The following is a 23,836-nucleotide window of genomic DNA, read 5'->3' as shown; positions in this document are numbered from 1 at the left end:
TCCTTTACGCGCACGCGATCGACGCGCGCTCCGGCGCGTTTGCCCGCTCGGCGCACACCGCATCGACGATGTATTGCGCATCGCGCGCCACGCCGGAGAAGCGGCCCGAGCCCCACGTATGCAGCCACGGCAAGCCGACGAAATAAAGGCCCTTCACCGCCGTCACGCCGCGCGTATGCGATGGATAACCGCGTCCGTTGAACACCGGCGCATCGAGCCACGCGAAGTCCGGCGTGAACCCTATGCACCATACGATCGATGTGATCCCGCTCGCCTGCAGGTCGAGCTCCGCGCGCTCTTCCTGCGGCTGCCAGATGGGTACATAAGGCGCGGCGGGAGGCGCGTCGATGCCGTGCTTCGCGATGAAACCGTCGATGCTCGCGTTGATGCGGTTATAGGTATCGTCGGCGTCATCGAGATTCGCGCGCAGGTTGGTCGCGAAACGCAGCTTGCCGTCACGGAAGTCTTCGAGCCGGCCAAACAGTTCCATGCCTTCGAGCGCGAAGCGGCGCAGATCGATGTCGCGTCCGCCGTCGCGGCCCGTGACGTAATGATTGGTGTTGTCGCGCACGCCTTCGCGCAGCGGATGATCGGTCACGGGCATGTCGTAATAGCGCATGTCCGCGAGCCAGTCGACGACATCGCGACCGCGATGAAACCGCGCGCAACGCGGCGCCTCGCCGACCGCGAGATGAACCTTGCGTCCCGACAGATGCAGATCTTCCGCGATCTGCGCGCCTGACTGACCCGAGCCGACGACGAGCACCGCGCCGGGCGGCAGCGCACCGGCGTTGCGATATTCCGATGACTGCACCTGCACGATGTCAGCGGGCAGACGCTCGGCCATGCGCGGCACGATCGGCGTGTGATAGCCGCCCGACGCGACCACGATCTGATCCGCCGTGAACGCGCCGCGCGTGCTCGTCACGGCGAAGCGTCCTTGCGCGTCGCGCGTGACGCGCGTGACCGCCGCGTCCTCGAGCACCGGCGCATTCACCTTGGCGATGAACGCATCGAGATAGTCGATGATCTCGTCCTTCTTCATGAAGCCGTGCGGGTCCGCGCCCTGATACGGATGCCCCGGCAACGCGCATTGCCAGTTGGGCGTCACGAGGCAGAACGTGTCCCAGCGCTGCGTGCGCCATGTGTGCGTGACGCTGTGCTTTTCCAGCACGAGATGATCGATGCTGGCCTGCTTCAGGAAGTAGCTGGCCGAAAGCCCGGCCTGTCCGCCGCCGATGACGATCACGCTGTAATGCGCCGGCGCGGTCTGTGCTGAATCGATGTTCGACATATTCAATCCCTCTACCATTCGACAAGTGAGTCAATCGAGCGCCAGCACGGTGACGCGTGCCTCGTGCGCTTCGCTGAAGCGGCTCGCATCCTCTTCGATGCGCGCAAGCTGATCGAGCGCGGCCGAGCACGCGAAGCCGTATTTCTCCCGCACGCGCTCCGAGCCGATGTGCAGCGCCTCGCGCGAACGCGCGACGAAATCGCCGACGCTATAGCTTTCGCCTGCCGCGAAATACTCGCCGACGACCGTCGAAGGCGAATAGCAGTTCGCCTCGACGCCGTCGGGCCAACGAATCAGAAAATGCATCACTGGCATGGTGTAGCCTCGGTTGCGGGGTTCATCGCGCGCATATGAACGGCTCCTCGTGCAGGTTCCATAGCAACGCGGCATCGCCGTCGCGCGTCAACACGACTTCACGCGATGCATCCACTTGGCCGATCACCGCGCTCGCGAGGTCGCGCGAAGCAAAGCGCGCGAGCACTTCATCGACCTGTTCGGGACGCACGGACAGCACGAAGCCGAAGCTCGGAAACGCCGTGAGCCAACGCTCGAAATCGACGCCTTCGGGACAGGGCAACGCATCGAGATCGATGCGCGCGCCGGCCTTCGAGCATTCGAGCAACATCAGCGCGGTGCCGAGCGCGCCCGCCATGCTGATGTCCTTCGCGGCATCGCACAGGCCGTCTTCGGCTAGCGCGGGCAGCAGTTCGTAATCGCCGCGCGCGCGGCCAGCAGGCGCGCTCACCGATGCGTTCCAGAACGGATAAGGCTCCTCGAAACGGCCGCGCAAATCGACGGCCATCACGAGCGCATCGCCGGGGCGCGCGTCGAAGCTCGTCAAAAGCTTCCTGGCCCGCCCGACGATCGCCACCGCGAGCTGCGCGCGGTCGCTGCGCACGTTGCTATGGCCGCCGACGATCGGCACGCCATACGCCGACGATGCCGCCGCCATGCCCGCGAGCACCTCGGATGCCGCTTGCGCGTCGCCGCTCCACAGCGCATCGACGACGGCGAGCGGACGTCCGCCCATCGCGTAGATATCGCTCACGTTCACCATCACGCCGCTGTAGCCCGCGAACCACGGCATCGCGCGCACGAAGTCGCTCACCAGCCCTTCGATGGCGAAGAGCAGATAGCCGTCGCCATCGGGAATCGCGGCGCAGTCGTCGCCTATCGGCACGGCCTGAGCGCCTTCAGGCAGCCGCGACAACACGCCCGAGATATCGCTCTTGTGACGAAAGCCGCGACTCTCGCGCAAGCGTTCGACGAGACCGGCCAGCGCGTTCACGACGGCCTCCGCGCCAGCGCGACGAATCCGCTTTGCGGCGTGACGCACGGCGGATACGCATCGAGTTGCGCGCGCATCAGATGATGCGGGCGGCCGAAGAGCGTCTCTTCCCGCTGCGTGTCCCAGCGCAGACGCCGGAAAAGCGGCACGTTCTGCGCCTGCACATGCGCGAGAAAAGTCTCGCATCCGAGCGCGTGTGCGCTCGACACCGCGAGCCGGATCAGCGTCGAGCCGATCTTGCCGTGCGAACGGAAAGCGGCGTGCACGGCGAGCCGCGAGCCGAGCCACACGCGCGGCTGCGTCTCGTGGATGCGTACCGTGCCGACGACCTGCTCCGGCATGCCCGCGACGCAACTCAGCGCAACGAGCAGTTGCGCGCGTTCGTCGATCTCGTCGCGATCGTCGCCGACGAACACGCCCTGCTCGATGCAGAACACCGCGCGGCGCAGCTTGTACGCTTCATCCGCTTCCCACGGCAGCGTTGCCCACTTGACGCGATATTCGACCGGCGTATAGGCGAGATCGAATGCATCGCCCTCGATGGCTTCGACGAACATGTCACACCTCGTACGAAGAAAGCGACGAGCACGCGCCGCATTTGCCGCAGCCCGCTTTGATATCGGCGGAACGCATGTTGGCGTTTGCGAGCATCGCGCCGATGGGCGCCAGCACCGAGCGCATGAATTCGGGCGTGGGCGCGGGATGATCTTCGAGCGGCGTGCCGCTGATCGGCACGAAGGGCACGACGAACGGATACACACCGAGCGCGATGAGCTCGCGCGCCGTATCGACGATGGCCTGCGCGCTGTCGCCGAGCCCCGCGAGAATGTACGTGCTCACCTGTCCGCGTCCGAATACGGCGACCGCCGCCTCGAAGGCTTCCATGTAACGCGCGACCGGCACCGTCGCCTTGCCCGGCATGATGCGTTCGCGCACGGAAGGCGTCACCGCTTCGAGATGCATGCCGAGCGTGTCGATGCCGCTTGCCTTCATGCGCTCGAACCAGCGATCGTCGTCGGGCGGCTCGCATTGCGCCTGGATCGGCAGATCGACCGCGGCCTTGATCGCGAACGCGCTTTCGCAAAGGATCTGCGCGCCGCGATCGGATGTGGGCGGCGTGCCGGTCGTGAGCACCATATGCTTGACGCCATCGAGAAGCACGGCTGCGCGCGCGACTTCGGCAAGCTGCTCCGGCGTCTTGCGCGCGATCGTGCGCCCCGCCGCGAGCGACTGGCCGATCGCGCAGAACTTGCACGACTTGCGCCGGCTCTCGTAGCGGATGCAGGTTTGCAGCACGGTCGTCGCGAGCACGTCGGCGCTATGCAGCGTCGCGATGTGCGAGTAAGGCACGCCGTCGAGCGTCTGCATCGCATAGAAGCGCGGCGCCTTCGGAAAGCTGATGCTCGCGATCGGAATGGTGTTGCGCATCAGCGCGCTCTTGCCGTTCGCATCGGGCTCTCCGGCGACGAACGGCGATTCCCACGCGGTGCTCGTATGCACGGGCACCATGATGGTCACGCCATCGACCGTGACCGCCTTGTGATCCGACGGTCCCGCGCCGCCGCGCCGGCTCGACACGCCCGCGCGCGGATCGACGAGCCGCAGGCCCGTCGACTGAAGCTCAGTCATCAATTGCCGTGTCGATGCCGGCAGGTTCTCTCGGGCGCTCATCGTGTTCGGTGTCCTTGAAGGAGGTGACGGGCGATGCCGGGCGATCGTTGATCGCGAGGCTCAGCAGTTCGGGCCGTGCGTAATGACCGACCGAATCCATCATGCGTTTGCGCTTCGTGATGAGCGCCATGTCGAGATCGGCGATCACCATGCCCTCGCCTTCGCGCAAAAGCTCGGCGAGATGCTGGCCTTCGGGCGAGACGATCGCCGTGTTGCAGCCGCCGCGCAGCGCGCGTTGCAGATTCGGGTCGGGCGTGACGGCTTCGATCTGCGCATCGGTGAGCCAGCCCGTCGCGTTGACGACGAAGCAGCCCGATTCGAGCGCGTGATGGCGGATCGTCACTTCGATCTGCTCCGCGAAGATCGGACCGACCAGCGAGCCGGGGAACTGGCTGCAATGGATCTCTTCATGCTGCGTCATCAGCGCATAGCGCGCGAGCGGGTTGTAGTGCTCCCAGCACGCGAGCGCGCCGACTCGTCCGACGCCCGTTTCGACGACCTTGAGACCGGCTGCGTCGCCTTGTCCCCAGATCATGCGTTCATGAAACGTCGGCGTGATCTTGCGGCGCTTGAGCAGCAGCTTGCCGTCGGTATCGAAGATGAGCTGCGTGTTGTACAGGCTGCCGTGATCGCGCTCGTTCACGCCGAGCACGACGACCATGTTCGCGAGCCGCGCGTGTTCGGCCACCGCCTGCGTGACCGGCCCCGGCACCACGACCGCTTCCTCGTAGAGCTTCATGTGATCGGCGCCCGATGCCACCGGCGCGCGCACGAACGAGAAATACGGGTAATACGGCACGAAGGTCTCGGGGAACACGATGAGCTGCACGCCCTGCGCCGCGGCTTCGTCGATGGCCGTGCAGACGCGGTCGAGCGTGCCGTTCGGACGCTCGAAGTCCGGCGTGATCTGCACGGCGGCGGCGCGCACGATGCGCTTTTTCGAAAGGGCATCGGCCATGATCGTCACACGGTCCACGTATGGATGACGAGCGCATTCTCCTTGCGATGAAGCAACTGGAGATCGAGCACGTCGAGCGGGTTGATCGGACGAATGCCTTCGATCAGCGAGGCTTCGCCGTGTCCGTAAAGCGCCTGCAATGCGAAGCGGCACGCGTACACCTTGCCGCCTTCGGCCATGAACTTCTGCAGTTGCTTGTTGAAGTTGAGATGGCCGGGGAAGGCTTCGTCGCCGAGCGTCGGAAAACCGCGTTGCAGACCGAGCGTGACGCCGGGACCGTAGAGCAGCACCGACGTATCGAAACCCTTGCGTTGCAGACGCGTGGCCTGCAGCATGTTCACGAAGCCGATCGAGCCTTCGAACGCAACCGTATGAAACGTGACGAGCGCCTTTTCGCCGGGTTCGGCCTTCACATCCTCGAAGACTTTCTCTTCGTAGTCGACCAGAAAGTCGCCGTTCTTGTGAAGCGGTTGATTGACTGCGGGCATGGCATTCTCCGATGTATGGGTTCGCGAACGAGCCGTCGCTCTCGATCGTGGTCGATCGCATTCATCGCGACGGCGAACGCTAAAACGCAACGGATATGCCAATGATTGGCCCGCGAAATGCAATCACTTTGCAATCAAGCAAAACGATCTTGCATGCGCGAAGCGAAAATTTTTTGCGGAAGCCTTGATTCACGGGCCTTCGCGACGCGCCGCCTCGCTCATGCCCGCCTACCCCACGCACGATTTCAGCGCAGAAAAGCGTGTGCATGGTGCGCGGCACACCGAAGCCGTGCATCGATGCGATCAATGCAATCAAGTGCGATCAGCGCATGCGATCTCTTTTCGATCGATTGTTTTGTCATGCTAAGGTCATCCGAACCATCGCCGGAGACATCGCGGTCATGAATCAGCTTGCGCATCACTGGGTCAGGAAGCTTGAAGACAGCAGAAAGCCCGCTTATCTGACGATTCCCGATCTGATCGAGGAAGACTTGGCGAGCGGCCGGCTTCGTCCGAGAGACCGGCTGCCCGGTCTGCGCGACCTCGCCGATCTGCTCGGGCTCAACTACACGACCGTCGCGCGCGCGTATGCCGAAGCGCGCAAACGCGGCCTGCTGGATTCACGCGCGGGCAGCGGCACGTTCGTGCGCGGCAGGACGCAGACCTTGCCGCTCGCGGGCGGCAGCAGTGTCGAGATGTCGATGAACATGCCACCCGAACCGCCCGCGCTCGCGGCGCGGCTGCGTGCATCGGCGGCGAGTCTGATGGAACGCGCCGATCCGTTTCAGTTGCTGCGCTATCAGGACTTCGGCGGCACGACGGCGGATCGCGTTGCGGGCCGCGAGTGGCTCAAGGCGCGCATTCCCGATGTCGATGTCGATACCGTGCTCGTCTGTCCCGGCATTCATGGCGCGCTCGTCGCGCTCGTTTCGCAGCTTGCGCGGCCGGGTGAAATGATCTGTCTGGATTCGCTCGCTTATCCGGGGATCAAGGCGATCGCATCGCAACTGGGCGTGCGTCTGCAAGCCGTGTTGCGCGACGATGAAGGGCCGCTGCCGCATGCGTTCGAGGCATTGTGCCGAACGGAAAAGCCCGGCGGCTTCTATTGCAATCCGACCTTGCAGAATCCGAGCACGTTGACGTTGACGCGGCAGCGGCGCGAAGCGCTGGCCGATGTGGCCTTGCGTTATAACGTGCCGATCATCGAGGACGAGCCTTACGGCATGTTGCCTTGCGATGCACCCGCCACCCTTGCCGAACTCGCACCCGAACTGACGTATCACGTAACCGGCTTATCGAAGACGCTTGGCGCGGGGTTGCGTGTCGCGTATCTGAAGGCGCCGACGTCGCGGCAGACTCAGCGCATCGCGGGAGCGTTGCGGGCGACGTCGGTCATGCCGAGCCCGTTCACCGTGCTGCTCGCAACGCAATGGATCAACGATGGCACCGCCGGCGACGTGCTCGATTCCATTCGCGATGAAGCGGCGGCGAGGCAGGCTATCGCGTCGGCGGAGCTTCGAGGTCTCGCCTTCGACGCGGATCCGCAAGGGTTTCATCTCTGGCTGCCCGTGCCTTCGATGTCCGACTGGAGCGCGCCGGAACTCGCGTTGCAGTTACGCAATCAAGGCATCGGCGCGGTGGCCGGCGCCGCGTTCTCTACCGATGGCAATCCGCCGAATGCGCTGCGGCTGTGTCTCGGCGGGCCACAGGATCGCGAGGATTGCCGCGAAGCGCTAAGGCGCGTGGCGGACATGATGGCCGATCCGCATCATCTGCATATGCCGATGCTTTGAAGCGATGCGTACCCTCACGCGTCGGTCGCGTAACGGCGGCAATGCTCGAGGTAGCCCGCTTCGTGGCTGCTCACCAACTGCACGATGCTGTTCCAAAGCCATAGCGGCGCGTCGATGGTCTTCGATCGATTGCGGCCGAGTTCGGCTCGCCACTCGCGCTTCGTTGCGTCGTCCATCTGACGCGCATGCGCCTTGCCTACGACACCCGCGAGATAATGCGCGACGTGCATCGCGTCATCCTTGCCGAGTTGCTCGATCTCGAGTTTCATGTCCTGCGGCAACAACTCGCGGATCACCACGCCGCGATCGAGCAGGCGGGCCGCGCGCATGCGTTCACCGAGAAACGGCGACAGGTTTCGCGCGCCTTCGAGGACGCGCAAGGCGTTGTCGCGCGGCATCGCGACGTCGTCGTAACGGGGCGCGGCGGCCTTCACGCCTTCCTTGATGTCCATCAGACACAGGTCGTCGCCTTCGACGACGCCACCATCGACATCGAGCAGGACCGCATAACGCAGACGGCCGAGCGAGCTGCAACCCTTTACCCAGTACGCCGCGTCCAGCACGACGATCTCGCCCGAATCCTTGCGTCCCTTCAGGCTCGTCGGCAGGCTTGCGATGTCCTCATCGGCGAAGAGCGCTTCGATCGCCTTTCGCTCGTCTCCGGCAAGCGGCCAGAAGCGTTTGCCCAAGGGAATCGTCGGATGCAGGTCCTCGATGCGCTCGCGCGCGAGATGCTGCCACGATCGATGCACGGCTTCCTTCATCGTCACGTGAACGGGTTCGGGACGCCTGATGTCGATGACTTCATCCGCGAATGCCGATTCATATCCTGCGGCCAGCGCCTCGATCATTCGCACGACGTTCAGCCCCGACAACGATGATCCGCGCGCAGCCGTCGCAAGCGACAAGCCCAAACGAACGACGTCATGCACCGGGTTGCCGATCACCGTCTGATCGAGGTCGCGAATCTGGATTTCCACTTTGCCTTTGGCATTGGCAATCGGTCCGAGATTGCCCGTGTGGCAGTCGCCGCAAATCCACACCGCCGGGCCGCGAGGCAACGAATCGCCGTTCGCCTCCATCACCCACTCATAGAATCGTTCGGTATTGCCCCTGACGTACGCGTGCGGCGAGCGCGCCATTTTGCAACGGCGCAGTTCGGTCAGAAGCGCCTGCCGGTCATCGGGCGCGGGCATGCCTTTGTTCGCTTTGCTGTTCTTGCTCATATCCGATCGCCGTAGGTGGTCGGAAGACAGAGCAGATGGTGTGCCGTCGTCTTGCAAACGGCTTACGCGGATCGATCGAAGCGTGTTTCCAGCACGCCGGCGATATTCGCGAGATTCGCCTTGATCTGTTCCAGTGCGAACGACAGCGTCGACAACGCCTGCAACTGCCGTGAGTCGTTCGCGTAGCCGAGAATCACGTTCGCGATATCCGATTGGACGGCAGCGGACGCATCGTTCAGCGGCCCGAGGAAGCGTTCGGCAGGCGGCAGCGGTGCGCCGCCGCGCATCCATGCAGCCAGTGCCTGCAGATAGCCGCTTGCGCAATCGCGCACGGGTTCGATGCGCTCCGCGAGCGGCTCCGTTTCCTCGTTCGTCAGCCAGCCGCATTGCGATTGCCCGATGCGATCGAGCAGCACCAGTCCATGCCATAGCGTTTCGAAAGCGACGAGCGCGGCGCCGAGCGACGATCCGGTTTCGAAGCGCGCACGCACGCGCGTCTCGCCGCAGACCGCGCGCGCTTCGACGAGATGGCGCAGAAAGCGCTCATGCAGCGCATCGACGCGTTCGCGGTTTTCGAGCGGACCGAGGATCGGCATCGTCGCGAGCAACGCACGGCAGTCATCGAGAAGCTCGCCCATGATCTCGAAGGCGCGCGAACGCGACAGTTGCGGCCACACGCTCGACGACACACCGATGCCGATGGCCGCGCCCAGCGCGATCGCTTCGGCGCGCGACACCGCGCCTGCAACGCCCGCCGATGGTTCGAGCGCGAGCGCCGCCGCCACGACGATGCTGTAGTTCGTCGTCGGGAAGAGCGTCGACGCAAGGCATGTGACGAGCGTCGCGAGACCGAGCCGCGGGAAGGCATCGGCGGCATCGGGAAAGAAATGCAGCGTCGCGAGGCCCACCACGGTGCCGATTGCCGCGCCGATCATCTGGCCTACGCCGTACTTGAGGCTGCGGTCGAAGCTCACCTGCAGCGCGAACAGGCTGGAAAAAACGCCCCACGTTGTACTCGATGAACCGATGAAATTCATGCACGCATACGTCAGCACGCTCGCGATGAGCGATTGCACGCACATGCGCAGCGCATCGAACCGGCCGATGCGTCGGGGGCGTCTTCGTATGATTGTCAATTCGGCTTGAGTCGCTGAGAGGTTTGCACGATGCGAGCATCGCCTGTGCCCATGCCACGGCATTGCGATTGCTGAAATGGCGCATCCCCGAATCGGAGCCGATCATGAGACCGCTCGTCAAAACCCTCCTCGTTCTGAGCCTCGCCGCCCTCTCGCCGATGGCCAGCGCAGAGGAAACCGCCAGCCGACACGACCGGCAACGCGGCGATGCCAGGCTTCAGCTCGTCGCGACCTTCGAGCATCAAGTGACCGGCGTTACCGTGACGCCCGATGGCCGCACCTTCGTCAACTTTCCGCGCTGGACGGAAGACGCGCCGATATCCGTCGCCGAGCTCGGCAGCACCGGCGACCTGCGACCCTATCCCGATGCCGATTGGAATAGCTGGCGCAATTCACGTCGCGATGAAGTCACGCCGCAGGATCACTGGGTCTGCGTTCAGTCCGTCGTCGCGGACAAGCGCGGCAATCTGTGGGTCATCGATCCGGGTGCGCCGGCGCAGTCGCTCGTCGTGCCGGGCGCGCCGAAGCTCGTGCAGATCGATCTGGCATCGAACCGCGTCGCGCATGTCTATTCGTTCGATGAAACGATCGCACCGCAAGGCAGCTATCTCAACGATGTCCGCATCAGCCCGGACGGCCGCTTCGTCTATATCACCGATTCGGGCGTGCGCGGCGCGATCGTCGTTGTCGATACGGCGTCCGGCTCGGCGCGCCGCGTGCTCGACGGCGACCCGAGCACGCAGGCCGACAAAAGCGTGACCGTGATGGTCGACGGCAAGCCGCTGCAGCAGACCGACGGACGGCGCGTGAGCTTTTCCGCCGATGGCATCGCGCTGACGCCCGATGGGCGCTATCTGTACTGGCAGGCGGTGAAGGGCAAGACGCTGTATCGCATCGCGACCGACGCGCTTCAGAACGCGCAGTTGAGCGCGCAGCAGGTTTCGTCGCGCGTCGAAGCGGTCGGCATCGACGGTCCCGCGGACGGTCTCTGGTTCGACGAGCGCGGACGCCTTTACGTGTCGTCGGTCGAACATCACGCGATCCGCGTGCGTGACGGCGATCGCTTCACGACGCTGCTGCGCGACAAGCGTCTCGTCTGGCCCGACACGTTCTCGGAAGGCGCGGACGGCACGATCTACGTCACGGATTCGCGCATTCCCGACATGAACTGGTTCGATCCGCAAAGCCCCGTCGCGTTACCGACGCGGCTCTATGCGATCAGGGGACGCTAGCGAATGCCGTCTTCGTCGCTAGCTGACGAAGACGATCTCCTGAACATATGAACCGCTGCAAGTGAAATGGGCGATGCGTCCGATGCGCAAGTGAAGAAGCACTTGCTCGAGTCCGTGGACTTCCGTGCCGTCCTTCTGCTGGCCGACGACGTTCGCGCGGCTCGCCTCGGGCCCGTTGCGCTTCAGATCGATGATGCGGCGGATGGCGCCCTGCGTGTTGGTGAAGTATCGGTTCATGAAGGCAGCACGTGCGTTGTCGTGCTGCGATCGTAGCGTCGCTCACCTCAAGCGAATGTTATGCAGGATACGTAGCCGCGCGATCCGCGCAACGTCGCACGCACGGCGCCTCAGCAGCTTCGTATGACATCCGTGAGTTCCGATGCGGTAACGGGCTTGCGCAGATAGCCGTCGAATTGACGCGATGAATCCATGTCGAATCCGCGCGTACCGGTCACCGCGACGATGCACGCCTCCGTCGATGCGCCCGCGCAGCGCACGAATTCGCAGAGCTTGCGTCCGTCGATATCCGGCAAGCCGATATCCATGAACACGGAGTCGTAGCGAGTCTGGCCTGTCATGCGCAGCGCCTCGCCGCCGGTACGCGCGACGTCCGCGTGATGGCCGAGCGAGGCGGCCAGTTCGGCGAAAGCCGCGGCGACGTTTGCATCATCTTCGACGAACAGAAACAGCATTGTCGATTCCGGCCGATTGCGGCCGGCTCCCGGTGTTTGAAGGGACGCGCATCCTGTCGCAACGCGAGCAAATCCCGTACCGCTCGGACGGACTTCGACACGACGCTATTTCGGTTCATCGCGACTCGGCACGGACGGCGTCGATATCGCGCCGAGCGTCGACGCAACTTCGCCGTCCGACCATGTCGCGATATCTCCCAGCGCAAGCATCCCGACGAGTTGCTTTTCTCCGTTCACGACGGGCATACGGCGTATCTGCAACCGTTCCATCCGGCGCATCGCGTCTTCGATATCGTCGCTCTCGAAGCACCATTCCACCGGCTCGCTCGCCACTTCCTGCACGGCGCACGAAGCATCCTTGCCCGCCGATACCGCGCGAACCACGATATCGCGATCCGTCACGACGCCCTTGAGCCGCGTGCCGTCGCATACCGGCAGCGCGCCTACGTTCAATTCGTCCATCAGCTCGGCCGCGCGGCGAATCGTGTCGCCCGACGCGATCGCCTGCACGTCTCGTGTCATTACATCGGCTACCTTGGTCATGACATTCTCCCGTCTGAATCACGCTGTTCTCGCGATGAGAGAAACAGCATCCGTCATGCCCTCGTCTCGCGTCAGCGTGCGGCACGCCGATTGCTAATCAGGTCGCACGTCCGCTTTCTGTCCATAGAGACGATGCACCCATGCAAAGCGCATTGACGCCCGCGGGCATTCAAGCCAGCCGCATTCTCGACCTGTGGCATCTGACGCTGGCCGTCTGCTGCGTTGTGTTCGCGGCGATTCTGCTCGCGTGTCTCATCGCGATGATGCGCGCGCCTCGCGCGAATCGCGCAACGCCTGCGGATCTCTCCGCCGTCGGGCATCGCGAGCCGCGCGTGCGCTTCTGGGTCGTCGCCGCGACGGGCGTGTCCACGTTTCTGCTCTTCGGTCTCGTTCTCGCCGATGTCCTCACGGACCGCGCGCTCTCGCGCCTGCCCGTCGACAACGCGTTGCGCATCGAGATGACGGGTTATCAATGGTGGTGGCAAGTGCGCTACGCGAACGATGGCGACGCGCCCGGCTTCACGCTCGCCAACGAACTCCATGTGCCGGTCGGACGGCCGGTGGTCGTGTCGCTGAAAGCCGCCGATGTGATCCACACGTTCTGGGTGCCGAATCTTCATGGCAAGAAAGACATGATTCCCGGCCGCGATGCGACCATCGAGTTTCGCGCGGACAAGGCGGGCGTGTATCGCGGACAATGCGCCGAGTTCTGCGGTTACGAACACGCGTTGATGGCGTTTCAGGTCATCGCCGATCCGCCTGCGCAGTATGAAGCGTGGGCGGCCCGTCAGCGCCAGCCGTCCATCGCGCCATCGGACGACATCGCCGTGCGCGGCCGCGACGTGTTCATGAGCCAGGACTGCGCGCGCTGTCACACCGTGCGCGGCACCGAAGCGCAAGGCACGATCGGCCCCGATCTCACGCATGTCGGGAGCAGGCAGTTCATCGCGGCCGGGACGCTTTCCAACAATCGCGGCAATCTCGCCGGATGGATCGTCGATCCGCGCGCGCTCAAGCCCGGCACCGTCATGCCGCCGACGCGCCTGCCGCCCGCCGATCTGCAAGCGCTGCTCGTCTGGATGGAGACGCTCAAATGAGTGAAGCACCGCTGACAGACGGTCCGCACGCATCGCCCGAAGTGCGCGATGCGCTCGCGAAAACCTGGAGCGATCCGCCGGGCTTCATCGGCATGTTGAGCGCGGTCAATCACAAGACGATTGCGCGACGCTTCATCGTGACGACCTTCGTGTTCTTCGTGCTCGCAGGCTTGCTCGCACTCGCGATGCGCACGCAGCTCGCGCGTCCGGATCAGCGGCTGATCGGCCCGAACCTCTACAACGAACTCTTCACGATGCACGGCACGACGATGATGTTCCTCTTCGCCGTGCCGGTGATGCAGGCCGTCGCCGCGTACCTCGTGCCTTTGATGATCGGCGCGCGCAGCATCGCATTTCCGCGCATGAATGCGTATGCGTATTGGGTGTTCCTGTTCGGCGGCTTGCTGCTGTTCGCCGCGCTCGCCGTGAACACCGCGCCGAACACCGGCTGGTTCAGCTACGTGCCGCTCGCCGGTCCCGACTACTCGCCGAACAAGGGCACGGACATCTGGGCGCAGATGATTACCTTCACCGAGCTTTCCGGCCTGCTCGAAGCGGTGGTTCTCATCACGACGATCTTCAAGCTGCGCGCGCCCGGCATGTCGCTCAACCGCATGCCGCTCTTCGTTTGGGCGACGCTCGTGACGCAGTTCATGGTGATCTTCGCGATGCCCGCCGTCATGCTGTGCAGCACAGCGCTGATTCTCGACCGCCTCGTCGGCACGCATTTCTATAACCCGGCGAAGGGCGGCGACGTTTTGCTGTGGCAACACCTCTTCTGGTTCTTCGGCCATCCCGAGGTGTATCTGATCTTCATTCCGCCGCTCGGCTTCATCTCGTCGATCATTCCGACGTTCGCGCGCCGCCCGATATTCGGCTATCCGGCGATGGTGCTGTCGCTCATCGCCACGGCGTTCCTCGCCTTCGGGCTGTGGGTGCATCACATGTTCGCGACGAACATTCCCGAGCTCGGCAAGAGCTTTTTCACGGCGGCGAGCCTGATGATCGCGATTCCATCGGCGATACAGATCTTCTGCTGGATCGGCACGCTATGGACCGGCAAGCTCAATCTGCGTGTGCCGCTATTGTTCGTCCTCGCGTTCTTCTTCATCCTCGTGATGGGCGGCATGACCGGCATCATGGTCGCGTCGGTGCCGCTCGACCTCCAGGTTCACGATACGTACTTCGTCGTCGCGCATCTGCATTACGTGCTGCTCGGCGGCGCGGTGTTTCCGCTCTTCGGCGCGTTCTTCTACTGGTTTCCGAAATTCGCGGGACGCTTGCTCGACGAGCGGCTCGGCAAGTGGCAATTCTGGCTGTTCTTCATCGGCTTCAATGTGACCTTCTTTCCGATGCATCTGCTCGGACTCGAAGGCATGCCGCGGCGCGTGTGGACGTATCCGCACGGCATGGGCTGGGACGGCATGAATTTCACGGCGACGATCGGCGCTTACATGATCGCGTTGAGCGTGCTGCTTTTCATCGTCAATGTCGTGAAGACGATGCGCAGCGACGAACGCGCCGCCGCCGATCCGTGGGGCGCGGGCACGCTCGAATGGAGCGTGCCGTCGCCGCCGCCGCCGCACAACTTCGATGCGATTCCGGTCGTGCACGGACGCGATCCGCTGTGGGAGCCGTCCGCGCAACCGGCCTTCGTCGCGGGTCTCGCCGCCGATGCGCGCGAAGTGCTCGTGACGAGCGTGCTCGATGCGCAGCCCGATCATCGGCCGATGTTTCCGACGCCCTCTCTGTGGCCGTTCGCAAGCGCCGTCGCCACGACGATTCTGTTCATCGGCTCGATCTACACGCCGTGGGCGATCGTATGGGCGTCGCTGCCGGTCGCCGTGGCGATGATCGGCTGGTTCTGGCCGAGTCGCGGCGAGAACCGGCTCGCGGTCGCGCGGGAGCGCCGGCCATGAACGCCGAAACGCGCCGCGAAGCGCACGGCACCGGCGAGCTCGTGCTCGACGTGCGCGCGTTGCCGACCTTCGCCTTCAGTCACCGCAGCCTCATGTGGTGGAGCACGGCCGGCCTGATGCTGATCGAAGGCACGGTGTTCGCCATCGCGGTGATGATGGTCTTCTATCTGCGCACGCGCGCCCCCGCCTGGCCGATGGCGGCCGAGCCGCCGCGTCTTTTCTGGGGCACGCTCAACACGGTCGTGCTGCTCGCCAGCCTGTGGCCGAACCAGCTCGCGAAGAACGCGGCGGAACGTGGCGATCGCCGGAAAGCGGCGATCTGGCTCGCGGTGTGCCTGGGCGCATCGGTGATTTTCCTCGTGATACGCGGATTCGAATTCGCATCGCTCAACGTGAGCTGGTACGCGAACGCGTATGGCTCGGTCATCTGGCTGCTGCTCGGTCTGCACACGACTCACCTCATCACCGATACCGTCGATACGGCCGTGCTCACGGTGCTGCTCTTTACGGGGCCGTTCGAGGGCAAGCGGCTCGTCGATGTCAGCGAAAACGCGCTCTATTGGTACTTCGTCGTGTTGAGCTGGCTGCCGATCTACGGCGTCATCTATTGGGCGGCGCGGCTATGAAAACCTGGCTCGCGCTGCTCGGCGCTCCGTTCATCGTTCTCGCCTGTCTCAGCTTGAACTACGCGCTGGTGACGCCCGCGTGCCGGCTCGGAGGCCATGCGTTGCTCGACGGCGTGAGCGGCGCGAGCGCGATCGTCTGCGTGGCCGCGACGCTGCTCGCATGGCAGCGCTGGCGCGACGCGCGGCGCAAACTCGCCCTGCCGACGCCCGATACCGGCGACCGTCCGGCACGCGCCGGTTTCATCGCGGCGGTCGCAGCCGGTGTGGGCGCGCTGTCGGTGCTTTCCGTGATCGCGATTTCGATACCGCAATGGCTACTGTCCGCCTGCTGAAATGCGCGCTGCCTTGCGTGCTCCTGTCGTCCGCCGATGCGTATGCCCACGTCGCAGCGACGGAGGCATCGCCGCTCGCGTGGACGTTCGAGCCGTGGATCGTCGCCGTGCTGGCGGCGAGCCTGACGCTCTATCTCGCCGGCTATCTGAAGCTGAACAAGCGCGGCGCGCAAGGCCGTCGCGAGCGGACCGCGAAGCTGATCGCGTTCGCCGCCGGATGGTCGACGCTCGTCGTCGCGCTGGTTTCGCCGCTGCACGCATTGAGCGAATGGCTCTTCTCCGCGCACATGCTGCAGCACGAGCTCTTCATGCTCGTGGCCGCGCCGCTGCTCGTCATCGGCCGGCCGCTCGCCGTGTGGCTCTGGGCGTTTCCCGCGAACGCGAGAGCGCGCATCGGCGCGGCGACGCGTTCACGCTGGATCAAACTGCCATGGCGCTTCCTGACCTTGCCCGTCGTCGCGTGGACGTTGCACGCCGCCGCGCTGTGGTGCTGGCACGCGCCGCGCTTCTTCGAGGCGGCGCTCGCGCGCCCCGGCATCCACACGCTTCAGCACGCCAGTTTTCTGGCGAGCGCGCTGCTGTTCTGGTGGACGGTGTTCGGCCGCGCATCGGAGGCACAGGGCGCATCCAATGCCCACGCGATGCTTTCCCTCTTCACGACGATGGTCCACACCGGCGCGCTCGGTGCGCTGCTGACGCTCGCGCCGGGTGTCTGGTATCCGTCGTGCATCGAGACGACGCGCGCCCTCGGCTTCGATCCCTTGCAGGATCAGCAACTCGGCGGTCTGGTGATGTGGGTTCCGGGCGGGCTTGCGTATCTGATCGGCGGATTGCTCGTCGGCGCGCGCTGGCTGATGCGGCGGCCGCCGCCGCGCGCCGTCGCCGACGTGGCCAGCGAAGGATGAGCACATGCACACGACTCCAATCGCGCTCCTTCTGATCGCTACGCTCGCCGCTTGCCAGGGCAAGCCGCCTTCGGCCGACGCGATCACCGGCGGCAATCCGCGACACGGCCTCGATGCGATCCAGCGTTACGGCTGCGGCGCGTGCCACCGGATAGACGGCGTGCCGGGCGCTTACGGCAAGGTCGGACCGACGCTGCAAAACATCGGCGAGCGGGCTTATGTCGCGGGCAAGCTGCCGAACACACCGGAGAATCTGCAGACATGGATCCGTTTTCCGCAGCGCATTTCACCGCAGAGCGCGATGCCCGATCTCGGCGTCGGCGAAATCGATGCGCGTGACATCGCCGCATACCTGTATCACCAATAACGATGAACGTATCCCGCATCCTCTCCGTTCTGCTTCTGTGGCCGCTCGCCGTCATGGCGGACGACAGGGCGTCGCCATCGCCCGAACTGATTGCGCGCGGCGCGTATCTCGCCAAAGCCGCCGACTGCGCCGGATGCCATACCGCGCCCTCGAACGGCGCGCCGTATGCGGGCGGGCTCGAGATGACGTCGCCGTTCGGCACCATCGTCAGCAGCAACATCACGCCGGATCGCGAGACGGGCATCGGCACATACAGCTACGAGGACTTTGCGAAGGCGTTGCGCGAGGGCGTCGCGCCGGGCGGCAAGGGGCTTTATCCCGCGATGCCGTATCCGGCGTTCGTGAAGATCAGCGACGACGATCTGCGCGCGCTCTACGCCTACATGATGCATGGCGTGCCGCCCGTGAATCACCGGCCGCCGGAAACGAAAGTACCCTTTCCGTTCAACCAGCGCTGGGCGTTGCCTCTGTGGCGCATGGCGTTCGCGCCGAAGCAGCGGTTTGAACCGCACGCCGATCGCGATGCGAGCTGGAATCGCGGCGCCTATCTCGTGCAGTCGCTCGGGCATTGCGGCTCGTGCCACACGCCGCGCGGGATCGCATATCAGGAACGCGGATACGACGAGTCATCGAAAACGTTCCTCTCCGGCGGCGTCAACGACAACTGGTTCGCGCCGAATTTGCGCGGAGATTCCGGCTCGGGGCTCGGGCGCATCGCACAGGACGATATCGCCGCGTTTCTCAAGACGGGCCACGGCGCGGGCATGGCCGCATTCGGCAGCATGGTCGAAACGATCGAGGACAGCACCCAATACCTGACCGATGACGATCTGCGCTCGATCGCCGTCTATCTGAAGACGCTGCCCGCGACCGGCGCGGCGGACGGCGTGTTCGATCCGTCGCTTGCGTCGCCGGGACGTCTCAAGACGCGCGCGCCCGACGTTGCGCCCGAACAGGGCGCGGCGGTCTATGCGGGGTTTTGCGCACAGTGTCATCGAAGCGATGGCAAGGGCGTGCCGAATGCGTTTCCCGCGCTGGCGGGCAATCCCTCGGTCATCAGCGAAGATACGACCTCGCTGATCCGGCTGCTCGTCGAAGGCGGCAACAGCCCCGCGACGATCCACGGCCCGCCACGTCAGGCGATGCCGCCCTTCGCCGGACGCCTCACCGACGTACAGATCGCGCAAGTGCTCACGTATGTGCGCGCGTCGTGGGGCAACGACGCGCGCCCGGTCACGGCCAACGACGTGGGATCGTTTCGCGCGACCATCCACAAATGACGTGCGTTACTCCGGCGTGCCCGCGCCCTCGTTCGGCTTGACTTCGGAAAGGTCGTCCTTCCGCACTTCGGCTTCGCGCACGGTCGTGCCTTCGTCGTCCGTTTCGGAGACATCGGTGGTGAAGGTTTCGTCGTCGGAGGGCTTCTGGTCCTGTCCGCTTTGCTGGGATGGCGTGCTCATGTTCGATGCTCCTTACGGTTACGGCGGCCGCACCATACGGCCACTCTTGTTTCAACGCTTGCGCGCTATCGATTACTCGTTGGTCGGATCGCCCGGGTCTTCCACGCCCTTTTCGATGTTGTCCTTCTGATCGCCATAGTCCTTGCGATTGGCGCCGTTGGTAATTTCGACATCGCCTTTCACCTTGCGATCTTCATTGCCCGTCACGGTGCCGATGGCCGTATCGGTCCAGCCTTTGATCTGTTCCTTGATCCCTTCCCTTTGATCCTTGTTCATCGTGTGCTCCTGTGTGATGGACAAATGGCGATGACAGCCGATGCCTTCAGCGTGCCGCGCGTCCGCGAATCAGCGCCGCGATCGCGAAGCCTGCGCCGAGCGCGACGTAGGTCATCGCGAGCGAGCGCTTCGACAGATGAGCTTCGAAGCCGGGCGTGACTCGTTTGGGCACGGCGTGGTAATCGACGACATAGGCGACGAGCGCGGTCGTCGCGGCGGCGGCGACGATCGTCGCTGGCCGGGAACGCGGTCCGCATAACGACTCGAACAACACGCCCCAGAAAGCCGCGCTTCCCATGTGAATGGTTGCGCCGAACGCGCTGTATCTGAAGCTCGGTTCTTCATGCCAGATTGCTCTCGGCCATAAGCAGTGGGATACGGCGTTGATCGCCGCGTATGGCTCGTGTCCCGCGCGAACGGCCGCGGTCGACGCGGCGCAAGCCGAAGCCAGTCCCGCAGCGGAGCCTGAATAGATGGCCCGCTTCATCAGGTCGTCGAAATGCCCTTGCATGTGTGGCTCCTTGCCGAACGCTCACGCGTTTCGCAGCATCCGCCGTGCCGAAGTTGCTCAGGAACGTCTTTCCGTGTGATGTCGATGTCCGCCCCTCGCGAACACGAAGAGCGTCGCGCCTGCCGCGGCGATTGCGAATCGACTGGGGTTCGCTTTTACCGCACCGATTACCTTCGCGATCACGGGCGAACCGTTCGGCGCGACGCTCGGGCGCGTTTGCATCGCGGGCGCGGTTTGCGGACGTGTCGTGGCGGGCACGTTCGTCGCCGGCGCTGCATGAGGCTCGCGCTTCTCGTTCGATTCGTCGGTCTTGCCTTCGCGCGCCTCGACTCGCGTTGCAGCGGCTTCCGCGCCCAGCAGCATGACGGCTGCCGCGAAATACAGCCACATCAGGAGCACGGCGAGCGAGCCGGCCGCGCCGAATGCGCTCGCGGTCCCGGCATGCGTGAGATAGAGCGCGAACAGCTTCTTGCCGACCGAGAACAGCACCGCGGAGATAACGCCGCCTACGAGCGCATCGCGCCACGGTACGTGACCATCGGGCAGATACTTCAACAGCGCGGCGAAAGCGCACGAAAGGATCGCGAGACCGAGCACGAACTGCACGATGTCGCCGATGACGACGAGCGGCGATTCCCCGAACACCCATTTGCCCGCGGCCTGCACGGCGGTGTCCAGCACGAGCGACACGATCAGCAGGAACGCGACGCCCATCACGAGACCGAAGGAGATCAGCCGAACCTTGACGAGCGTGGCGACGCCCGATTTTTCTCTGCCGCTTTTCGGCCAGATGATCGATAGCGCCGTGTTCAACGATGAAAACGTCGCCGATGCGCCCACGGCCAGCAGTACGAACGAGATCACCGCGGCAATGCCGCTTCCGCCGCTCTGATGCGCGTGCTCGACGATCGCCTGCACGCTCGCGGCGGCATCCTTGCCGAGCATGCCGTTGATCTGATGAAAGAGCTGACCGCGAGCGGCCTCCGCGCCGAACACGAGGCCCGCGACGGCGATCACCATGACGAGCGTCGGCGCGAGCGAGAACGCTGAATAGAACGCGATGCTCGCGGCCATCGGCGCAGCACGATCCGCGCTGAAACGTTTGAACGTGCGTGCGGGCCACGCGAAGGTTCGTCCCATAAGCGACTTGACGTTCATGGTTGTCTCCGTTGATTCATCCGCTCGGCATCAAGCATCGTCGATGCCCGCTCCTTCGAAGTCAGTTGGATCGCGTGGCATACGCGTTGCTGATTCCCATTCAGGCCGATGCCGCGGACTTCGATCCGGACAGCCGGCCTTCCATTCCACGACGCGGCTTTCCCCCGCGATACGCCAGCGCGATGCATCGCGCTGAGGCTTGCAGCAGCATGACCGTAACCGACGCCTTCGACGTCCTCTTGGTCGCTGCGAGCATAACCGTCCAACCTTGATGATTCGCGCCGGGACCGTGAAGGGTTTCGTGCGCCCTAAAAGGAGCCATGCAATGTTCGTGCATAACAAGCGTCTGCAATACACCGTCCGCGTGAGCGCGCCCAATCCGGGTCTCGCCAATCTGATGCTCGAGCAGTTCGGCGGGCCGCAGGGCGAACTGGCTGCCGCGTGCCGGTACTTCACGCAAGCTGTCGGCGAAGACGATCCGGGCCGCAAGGACCTGTTGTTCGATATCGCCACCGAAGAACTGAGCCATCTCGAAGTGATCGGCTCGATCGTCGCGATGCTGAACAAGGGCGCAAAGGGCCAGCTCGCGGAAGCAGTGGAATCGGAAGCCGAGTTGTATCGCTCGCTCACGGGCGGCGGCAACGATTCGCACACCACCGCGCTGCTCTATGGCGGCGGCCCTGCCCTCACCAACTCCGCGGGCGTGCCCTGGACCGCTGCCTATATCGACACCATCGGCGAACCGACGGCCGACCTGCGCTCGAATATCGCCGCTGAGGCACGCGCGAAGATCGTCTATGAGCGTCTCATCAACGTGACGGACGATCCGGGCATCAAGGAAGCGCTGGGCTTTTTGATGACGCGCGAAATTGCGCATCAGAAGTCGTTTGAAAAGGCGCTTCATTCGATTCAGCCGAACTTCCCGCAAGGCAAGCTGCCGGGCGAGCCGGAGTTCACGAGCGTGTACTTCAACATGTCGAAGGGCAATGACGCGCGCGGGCCGTGGAACGAAGGCGGCGACTGGAAGTTCGTCGAAGATCCGCAACCGGCCGTCGATGGCGGCGACGGAGCGGCCACCGTGACCGTGACCGAACGCGATGTCGAAGTGCTGCAGGCGATGGCATCGCGCACGGCTTCGGATCCGTCCGCCGATCCGACCACCGGCGCCGACCTGGGCGCTGGAAAGGCGAACGAAGTGTAAGACCGGCGGCGCTGCTCCGGTTCGGGGCAGCGCCGCTCGAGCGTTATCGATGCGCCAACGAATCATGAGTGCCGTGAGCGAATACCTGGTACCGAAATGCGCGATCTGGACACGTAGAACGAAAACCGCGCCCGGCACGCCGCGCGTGCTCGTCGTCGACGACTATGTGGATACGGCCGACGCCATCAGCATGGTTCTGGCCGTGTGCGGATTCGATGCCGATGCCGTCTACGGCGGCCTCGGCGCAATCGACGCGACCACGCGATGCAAACCGGAAGTCGTCCTGCTGGATATCTGGATGCCCGACATGTCCGGGCTCGAAGTCGCCGCCCGCCTTCGCGCGGACGCGAACACGTCCGGGACCATTCTTATCGCCCATTCGGCGGCAGCAAGCGAGGCCGATCTGCAACGCGCGAAGCAAGCGGGATTCGACGCGTTTTGCGCGAAGCCGACCGACGCGATGACCTTCGCGCCGTTGCTTCGTTACTTCGTGCACGGGCCCGTCGCATGACGAGACGCGCGGCACGCTCGATGCGCGATGCGCGGAACATCGACATCACTGACGCACAGAGGAAAACATGAGCATCTTCTCGAACATATTGAACAAGATCTTTCCGCACGACCATCCGGCGGCGACCGCTTCCGGCGGGACCGTGCCGCCTGCGGCACCCAATGCGGCGCCGCCATCGAGCACGACCTCTTCGGGCAATCCGACCAGCACGCCTCTGGGTTCGGCGAGCGGCGCCGCCGGCACGCCCGCAACGCCCGGCGTCGAGCCTGCACGGCCAGCGGTCACGCCATTGCCCGAAGTGGACGTCATTGCGATCCTCACGCAAAAGCAGCAGCAAAACGGCGCGGCGCTGAGCTGGCGATCGTCCATCGTCGATCTGCTGAAGCTGCTCGATCTCGATAGCAGTCTCGAATCGCGCAAGGCGCTGGCGCAAGAACTGCACTACACCGGCAACACCGACGACTCCGCCACGATGAACATCTGGCTGCACAAGCAGGTCATGACGAAGCTAGCGGAGAACGGCGGCAAGGTGCCGGCCGATCTGAAATGAGAACCCGCTTTTCCCTGATCGATCCATGAACGAATCTCGACACAGCATGCGACGCGCTTCGTCACCGGCCGCCGCAAGCGTAACTTCTACTTCGATTCGTTGAACGACTTGGCGTAGAGCTGCGCGCTCCGGTCCAGATCTTCCGTCGCGGCATAGATCAACGGCTGCGCTTCGGGAGAAAGCACCGCACCGTCTATCACGCTGCCTGTCACGAGGCGATGATCCCCGGCTTCGATATCGCCGATAGCCTGACAGTCGAAATACGCCAGCGCATCGGGCAGTATCGGCGCGCCGCTTCGGCCGGTTTTCCAAGGCGTCGACGACAGCTTGTCGATCGTGCGGCCCGATTGTGTCCCGAAGTGCGCGGCCAACGTCTGCTGATCCGAACGCAGCACGTTGATGGAGAACGCGCGTCCGCGTTGCAGTATCCGATAGGACGCATGCGCCGGATTGATTGCGATCGCAACGAGCAGCGGGTCGAACGAGACCTGCATGACGGAGCTCGCCGTAAACGCGTTCTTCGTCGCGCCGTCCGCCACGCCGATCACATGGACGCCTGCCGTCAGACGCCGGAAGAGGTCGGCCATACCGTTTGTCATCGC

At 64.3% G+C, this 23,836-nt stretch carries 29 protein-coding genes; 12 read left to right on the top strand and 17 right to left on the bottom strand.

What is annotated here, in order from left to right:
* Positions 1 to 4: 4 nt before the first annotated feature.
* From BG60_RS08155 to BG60_RS08125, 7 genes are read right to left on the bottom strand one after another with little or no spacing between them, the layout of a single operon-like run.
* Entirely contained in the window at positions 5 to 1,294 is a 1,290-nt protein-coding gene (locus tag BG60_RS08155; RefSeq protein WP_008345715.1) for an MSMEG_0569 family flavin-dependent oxidoreductase, read from the bottom strand.
* Between the two features lie 30 nt (positions 1,295 to 1,324).
* Entirely contained in the window at positions 1,325 to 1,609 is a 285-nt protein-coding gene (locus tag BG60_RS08150; RefSeq protein ID WP_008345717.1) for an MSMEG_0570 family nitrogen starvation response protein, read from the bottom strand.
* Between the two features lie 22 nt (positions 1,610 to 1,631).
* Positions 1,632 to 2,582, bottom strand: a complete 951-nt coding sequence (locus BG60_RS08145; protein ID WP_008345719.1) for a sll0787 family AIR synthase-like protein — start codon at positions 2,580 to 2,582, stop codon at positions 1,632 to 1,634.
* A complete protein-coding gene (locus tag BG60_RS08140) occupies positions 2,579 to 3,139 on the bottom strand; it encodes an MSMEG_0567/Sll0786 family nitrogen starvation N-acetyltransferase (RefSeq protein ID WP_008345722.1) in 561 nt (186 codons plus the stop codon). The genes BG60_RS08145 and BG60_RS08140 overlap by 4 nt, the downstream gene beginning before the upstream one ends.
* Position 3,140: 1 nt before the next feature.
* The gene (locus BG60_RS08135; RefSeq protein ID WP_008345724.1) at positions 3,141 to 4,211 is read right to left on the bottom strand and encodes an MSMEG_0568 family radical SAM protein; all 1,071 of its coding nucleotides are present in this window, start codon (positions 4,209 to 4,211) and stop codon (positions 3,141 to 3,143) included.
* Complete coding sequence (locus BG60_RS08130; RefSeq protein ID WP_034471147.1) at positions 4,204 to 5,211, bottom strand: Nit6803 family nitrilase; 1,008 nt, start codon at positions 5,209 to 5,211, stop codon at positions 4,204 to 4,206. Before BG60_RS08130 ends, BG60_RS08135 begins: the two co-directional genes overlap by 8 nt.
* Before the next feature lie 5 nt (positions 5,212 to 5,216).
* Positions 5,217 to 5,699: an MSMEG_0572/Sll0783 family nitrogen starvation response protein gene (locus BG60_RS08125; RefSeq protein ID WP_008345727.1), complete on the bottom strand. Its 483-nt coding sequence runs from the start codon at positions 5,697 to 5,699 to the stop codon at positions 5,217 to 5,219.
* Between the two features lie 401 nt (positions 5,700 to 6,100).
* Between BG60_RS08125 and BG60_RS08120 the strand changes: the two genes are divergently transcribed.
* The gene (locus tag BG60_RS08120; protein WP_034471145.1) at positions 6,101 to 7,492 is read left to right on the top strand and encodes an aminotransferase-like domain-containing protein; all 1,392 of its coding nucleotides are present in this window, start codon (positions 6,101 to 6,103) and stop codon (positions 7,490 to 7,492) included.
* 14 nt (positions 7,493 to 7,506) lie between these two features.
* Here the strand turns inward: BG60_RS08120 and BG60_RS08115 are convergent, their stop codons facing one another.
* Complete coding sequence (locus BG60_RS08115; protein ID WP_008345732.1) at positions 7,507 to 8,718, bottom strand: DUF2252 family protein; 1,212 nt, start codon at positions 8,716 to 8,718, stop codon at positions 7,507 to 7,509.
* 62 nt (positions 8,719 to 8,780) lie between these two features.
* Positions 8,781 to 9,800 (bottom strand): FUSC family protein, encoded by a 1,020-nt coding sequence (locus BG60_RS39230; RefSeq protein WP_008345734.1) that lies wholly within the window; start codon positions 9,798 to 9,800, stop codon positions 8,781 to 8,783.
* 158 nt (positions 9,801 to 9,958) lie between these two features.
* On the opposite strand from BG60_RS39230, the gene BG60_RS08105 reads away from it, so the two are divergent.
* Positions 9,959 to 11,086: an L-dopachrome tautomerase-related protein gene (locus BG60_RS08105; protein WP_051078957.1), complete on the top strand. Its 1,128-nt coding sequence runs from the start codon at positions 9,959 to 9,961 to the stop codon at positions 11,084 to 11,086.
* Positions 11,087 to 11,104: 18 nt separating this feature from the next.
* Here the strand turns inward: BG60_RS08105 and BG60_RS08100 are convergent, their stop codons facing one another.
* The 3 genes from BG60_RS08100 to BG60_RS08090 all read right to left on the bottom strand — a co-directional run bounded on the left by BG60_RS08100 (position 11,105) and on the right by BG60_RS08090 (position 12,321).
* Entirely contained in the window at positions 11,105 to 11,323 is a 219-nt protein-coding gene (locus tag BG60_RS08100) for a hypothetical protein (protein WP_008345738.1), read from the bottom strand.
* A 110-nt stretch (positions 11,324 to 11,433) separates the two neighbouring features.
* Positions 11,434 to 11,778: a response regulator gene (locus BG60_RS08095; protein WP_008345740.1), complete on the bottom strand. Its 345-nt coding sequence runs from the start codon at positions 11,776 to 11,778 to the stop codon at positions 11,434 to 11,436.
* Between the two features lie 105 nt (positions 11,779 to 11,883).
* Entirely contained in the window at positions 11,884 to 12,321 is a 438-nt protein-coding gene (locus BG60_RS08090) for a CBS domain-containing protein (RefSeq protein WP_033535648.1), read from the bottom strand.
* A 140-nt stretch (positions 12,322 to 12,461) separates the two neighbouring features.
* Here BG60_RS08090 and coxB point away from each other — a divergent pair, with 140 nt between their 5' ends.
* From coxB to BG60_RS08055, 7 genes are read left to right on the top strand one after another with little or no spacing between them, the layout of a single operon-like run.
* Positions 12,462 to 13,418: a cytochrome c oxidase subunit II gene (gene coxB / locus BG60_RS08085; RefSeq protein ID WP_008345743.1), complete on the top strand. Its 957-nt coding sequence runs from the start codon at positions 12,462 to 12,464 to the stop codon at positions 13,416 to 13,418.
* Entirely contained in the window at positions 13,415 to 15,337 is a 1,923-nt protein-coding gene (gene ctaD, locus BG60_RS08080; RefSeq protein ID WP_034471079.1) for a cytochrome c oxidase subunit I, read from the top strand. The genes coxB and ctaD overlap by 4 nt, the downstream gene beginning before the upstream one ends.
* Positions 15,334 to 15,963: a cytochrome c oxidase subunit 3 gene (locus BG60_RS08075; protein WP_008345745.1), complete on the top strand. Its 630-nt coding sequence runs from the start codon at positions 15,334 to 15,336 to the stop codon at positions 15,961 to 15,963. The genes ctaD and BG60_RS08075 overlap by 4 nt, the downstream gene beginning before the upstream one ends.
* Positions 15,960 to 16,295 (top strand): hypothetical protein, encoded by a 336-nt coding sequence (locus BG60_RS08070; protein ID WP_033535647.1) that lies wholly within the window; start codon positions 15,960 to 15,962, stop codon positions 16,293 to 16,295. Before BG60_RS08075 ends, BG60_RS08070 begins: the two co-directional genes overlap by 4 nt.
* Positions 16,274 to 17,200 (top strand): cytochrome c oxidase assembly protein, encoded by a 927-nt coding sequence (locus tag BG60_RS08065; RefSeq protein ID WP_008345747.1) that lies wholly within the window; start codon positions 16,274 to 16,276, stop codon positions 17,198 to 17,200. The genes BG60_RS08070 and BG60_RS08065 overlap by 22 nt, the downstream gene beginning before the upstream one ends.
* A gap of 4 nt (positions 17,201 to 17,204) precedes the next feature.
* Complete coding sequence (locus BG60_RS08060) at positions 17,205 to 17,567, top strand: c-type cytochrome (RefSeq protein WP_008345748.1); 363 nt, start codon at positions 17,205 to 17,207, stop codon at positions 17,565 to 17,567.
* A 2-nt stretch (positions 17,568 to 17,569) separates the two neighbouring features.
* Positions 17,570 to 18,847, top strand: coding sequence for a c-type cytochrome (locus BG60_RS08055; protein WP_008345749.1), 1,278 nt, complete (start codon positions 17,570 to 17,572; stop codon positions 18,845 to 18,847).
* A 6-nt stretch (positions 18,848 to 18,853) separates the two neighbouring features.
* Here the strand turns inward: BG60_RS08055 and BG60_RS38965 are convergent, their stop codons facing one another.
* The 4 genes from BG60_RS38965 to BG60_RS08040 all read right to left on the bottom strand — a co-directional run bounded on the left by BG60_RS38965 (position 18,854) and on the right by BG60_RS08040 (position 20,972).
* Complete coding sequence (locus BG60_RS38965) at positions 18,854 to 19,027, bottom strand: hypothetical protein (protein WP_008345750.1); 174 nt, start codon at positions 19,025 to 19,027, stop codon at positions 18,854 to 18,856.
* Between the two features lie 72 nt (positions 19,028 to 19,099).
* Positions 19,100 to 19,303: a CsbD family protein gene (locus BG60_RS08050; RefSeq protein WP_008345751.1), complete on the bottom strand. Its 204-nt coding sequence runs from the start codon at positions 19,301 to 19,303 to the stop codon at positions 19,100 to 19,102.
* Between the two features lie 46 nt (positions 19,304 to 19,349).
* Positions 19,350 to 19,814 (bottom strand): hypothetical protein, encoded by a 465-nt coding sequence (locus BG60_RS08045; RefSeq protein WP_008345752.1) that lies wholly within the window; start codon positions 19,812 to 19,814, stop codon positions 19,350 to 19,352.
* 57 nt (positions 19,815 to 19,871) lie between these two features.
* A complete protein-coding gene (locus tag BG60_RS08040; RefSeq protein ID WP_008345753.1) occupies positions 19,872 to 20,972 on the bottom strand; it encodes a YihY/virulence factor BrkB family protein in 1,101 nt (366 codons plus the stop codon).
* A 325-nt stretch (positions 20,973 to 21,297) separates the two neighbouring features.
* Between BG60_RS08040 and BG60_RS08030 the strand changes: the two genes are divergently transcribed.
* From BG60_RS08030 to BG60_RS08020, 3 genes are all read left to right on the top strand, one after another.
* Positions 21,298 to 22,173, top strand: a complete 876-nt coding sequence (locus tag BG60_RS08030; protein WP_008345754.1) for a manganese catalase family protein — start codon at positions 21,298 to 21,300, stop codon at positions 22,171 to 22,173.
* Between the two features lie 49 nt (positions 22,174 to 22,222).
* Positions 22,223 to 22,684: a response regulator gene (locus BG60_RS08025; protein WP_235366132.1), complete on the top strand. Its 462-nt coding sequence runs from the start codon at positions 22,223 to 22,225 to the stop codon at positions 22,682 to 22,684.
* Between the two features lie 67 nt (positions 22,685 to 22,751).
* Complete coding sequence (locus tag BG60_RS08020) at positions 22,752 to 23,234, top strand: DUF3597 domain-containing protein (protein ID WP_008345756.1); 483 nt, start codon at positions 22,752 to 22,754, stop codon at positions 23,232 to 23,234.
* Between the two features lie 86 nt (positions 23,235 to 23,320).
* Here BG60_RS08020 and BG60_RS08015 read toward each other — a convergent pair whose 3' ends face one another.
* Positions 23,321 to 23,833, bottom strand: a complete 513-nt coding sequence (locus BG60_RS08015) for a flavin reductase family protein (protein WP_033535646.1) — start codon at positions 23,831 to 23,833, stop codon at positions 23,321 to 23,323.
* Positions 23,834 to 23,836 lie beyond the last annotated feature (3 nt).

Source organism: Caballeronia zhejiangensis, from assembly GCF_000698575.1.
In the GTDB taxonomy this organism is placed as follows: domain Bacteria; phylum Pseudomonadota; class Gammaproteobacteria; order Burkholderiales; family Burkholderiaceae; genus Caballeronia; species Caballeronia zhejiangensis.
The sequence above is the reverse complement of the archived record's forward strand: the minus strand, read 5'-3'. Positions and strand labels throughout refer to the sequence as shown.

Coding starts and splice junctions, on each gene's coding strand:
- BG60_RS08050 (WP_008345751.1), bottom strand. CDS start 19,303: ATGAACAAGGATCAAAGGGAAGGGATCAAGGAACAGATCAAAGGCTGG.
- BG60_RS08125 (WP_008345727.1), bottom strand. CDS start 5,699: ATGCCCGCAGTCAATCAACCGCTTCACAAGAACGGCGACTTTCTGGTC.
- BG60_RS08025 (WP_235366132.1), top strand. CDS start 22,223: ATGCGCCAACGAATCATGAGTGCCGTGAGCGAATACCTGGTACCGAAA.
- BG60_RS08075 (WP_008345745.1), top strand. CDS start 15,334: ATGAACGCCGAAACGCGCCGCGAAGCGCACGGCACCGGCGAGCTCGTG.
- BG60_RS08045 (WP_008345752.1), bottom strand. CDS start 19,814: ATGCAAGGGCATTTCGACGACCTGATGAAGCGGGCCATCTATTCAGGC.
- BG60_RS08130 (WP_034471147.1), bottom strand. CDS start 5,211: ATGGCCGATGCCCTTTCGAAAAAGCGCATCGTGCGCGCCGCCGCCGTG.
- BG60_RS08030 (WP_008345754.1), top strand. CDS start 21,298: ATGTTCGTGCATAACAAGCGTCTGCAATACACCGTCCGCGTGAGCGCG.
- ctaD (WP_034471079.1), top strand. CDS start 13,415: ATGAGTGAAGCACCGCTGACAGACGGTCCGCACGCATCGCCCGAAGTG.
- BG60_RS38965 (WP_008345750.1), bottom strand. CDS start 19,027: ATGAGCACGCCATCCCAGCAAAGCGGACAGGACCAGAAGCCCTCCGAC.
- BG60_RS08060 (WP_008345748.1), top strand. CDS start 17,205: ATGCACACGACTCCAATCGCGCTCCTTCTGATCGCTACGCTCGCCGCT.
- coxB (WP_008345743.1), top strand. CDS start 12,462: ATGCAAAGCGCATTGACGCCCGCGGGCATTCAAGCCAGCCGCATTCTC.
- BG60_RS08040 (WP_008345753.1), bottom strand. CDS start 20,972: ATGAACGTCAAGTCGCTTATGGGACGAACCTTCGCGTGGCCCGCACGC.
- BG60_RS39230 (WP_008345734.1), bottom strand. CDS start 9,800: ATGTGCGTGCAATCGCTCATCGCGAGCGTGCTGACGTATGCGTGCATG.
- BG60_RS08100 (WP_008345738.1), bottom strand. CDS start 11,323: ATGAACCGATACTTCACCAACACGCAGGGCGCCATCCGCCGCATCATC.
- BG60_RS08135 (WP_008345724.1), bottom strand. CDS start 4,211: ATGACTGAGCTTCAGTCGACGGGCCTGCGGCTCGTCGATCCGCGCGCG.
- BG60_RS08120 (WP_034471145.1), top strand. CDS start 6,101: ATGAATCAGCTTGCGCATCACTGGGTCAGGAAGCTTGAAGACAGCAGA.
- BG60_RS08095 (WP_008345740.1), bottom strand. CDS start 11,778: ATGCTGTTTCTGTTCGTCGAAGATGATGCAAACGTCGCCGCGGCTTTC.
- BG60_RS08055 (WP_008345749.1), top strand. CDS start 17,570: ATGAACGTATCCCGCATCCTCTCCGTTCTGCTTCTGTGGCCGCTCGCC.
- BG60_RS08115 (WP_008345732.1), bottom strand. CDS start 8,718: ATGAGCAAGAACAGCAAAGCGAACAAAGGCATGCCCGCGCCCGATGAC.
- BG60_RS08070 (WP_033535647.1), top strand. CDS start 15,960: ATGAAAACCTGGCTCGCGCTGCTCGGCGCTCCGTTCATCGTTCTCGCC.
- BG60_RS08015 (WP_033535646.1), bottom strand. CDS start 23,833: ATGACAAACGGTATGGCCGACCTCTTCCGGCGTCTGACGGCAGGCGTC.
- BG60_RS08155 (WP_008345715.1), bottom strand. CDS start 1,294: ATGTCGAACATCGATTCAGCACAGACCGCGCCGGCGCATTACAGCGTG.
- BG60_RS08105 (WP_051078957.1), top strand. CDS start 9,959: ATGAGACCGCTCGTCAAAACCCTCCTCGTTCTGAGCCTCGCCGCCCTC.
- BG60_RS08020 (WP_008345756.1), top strand. CDS start 22,752: ATGAGCATCTTCTCGAACATATTGAACAAGATCTTTCCGCACGACCAT.
- BG60_RS08065 (WP_008345747.1), top strand. CDS start 16,274: ATGGCTACTGTCCGCCTGCTGAAATGCGCGCTGCCTTGCGTGCTCCTG.
- BG60_RS08090 (WP_033535648.1), bottom strand. CDS start 12,321: ATGACCAAGGTAGCCGATGTAATGACACGAGACGTGCAGGCGATCGCG.
- BG60_RS08150 (WP_008345717.1), bottom strand. CDS start 1,609: ATGCCAGTGATGCATTTTCTGATTCGTTGGCCCGACGGCGTCGAGGCG.
- BG60_RS08140 (WP_008345722.1), bottom strand. CDS start 3,139: ATGTTCGTCGAAGCCATCGAGGGCGATGCATTCGATCTCGCCTATACG.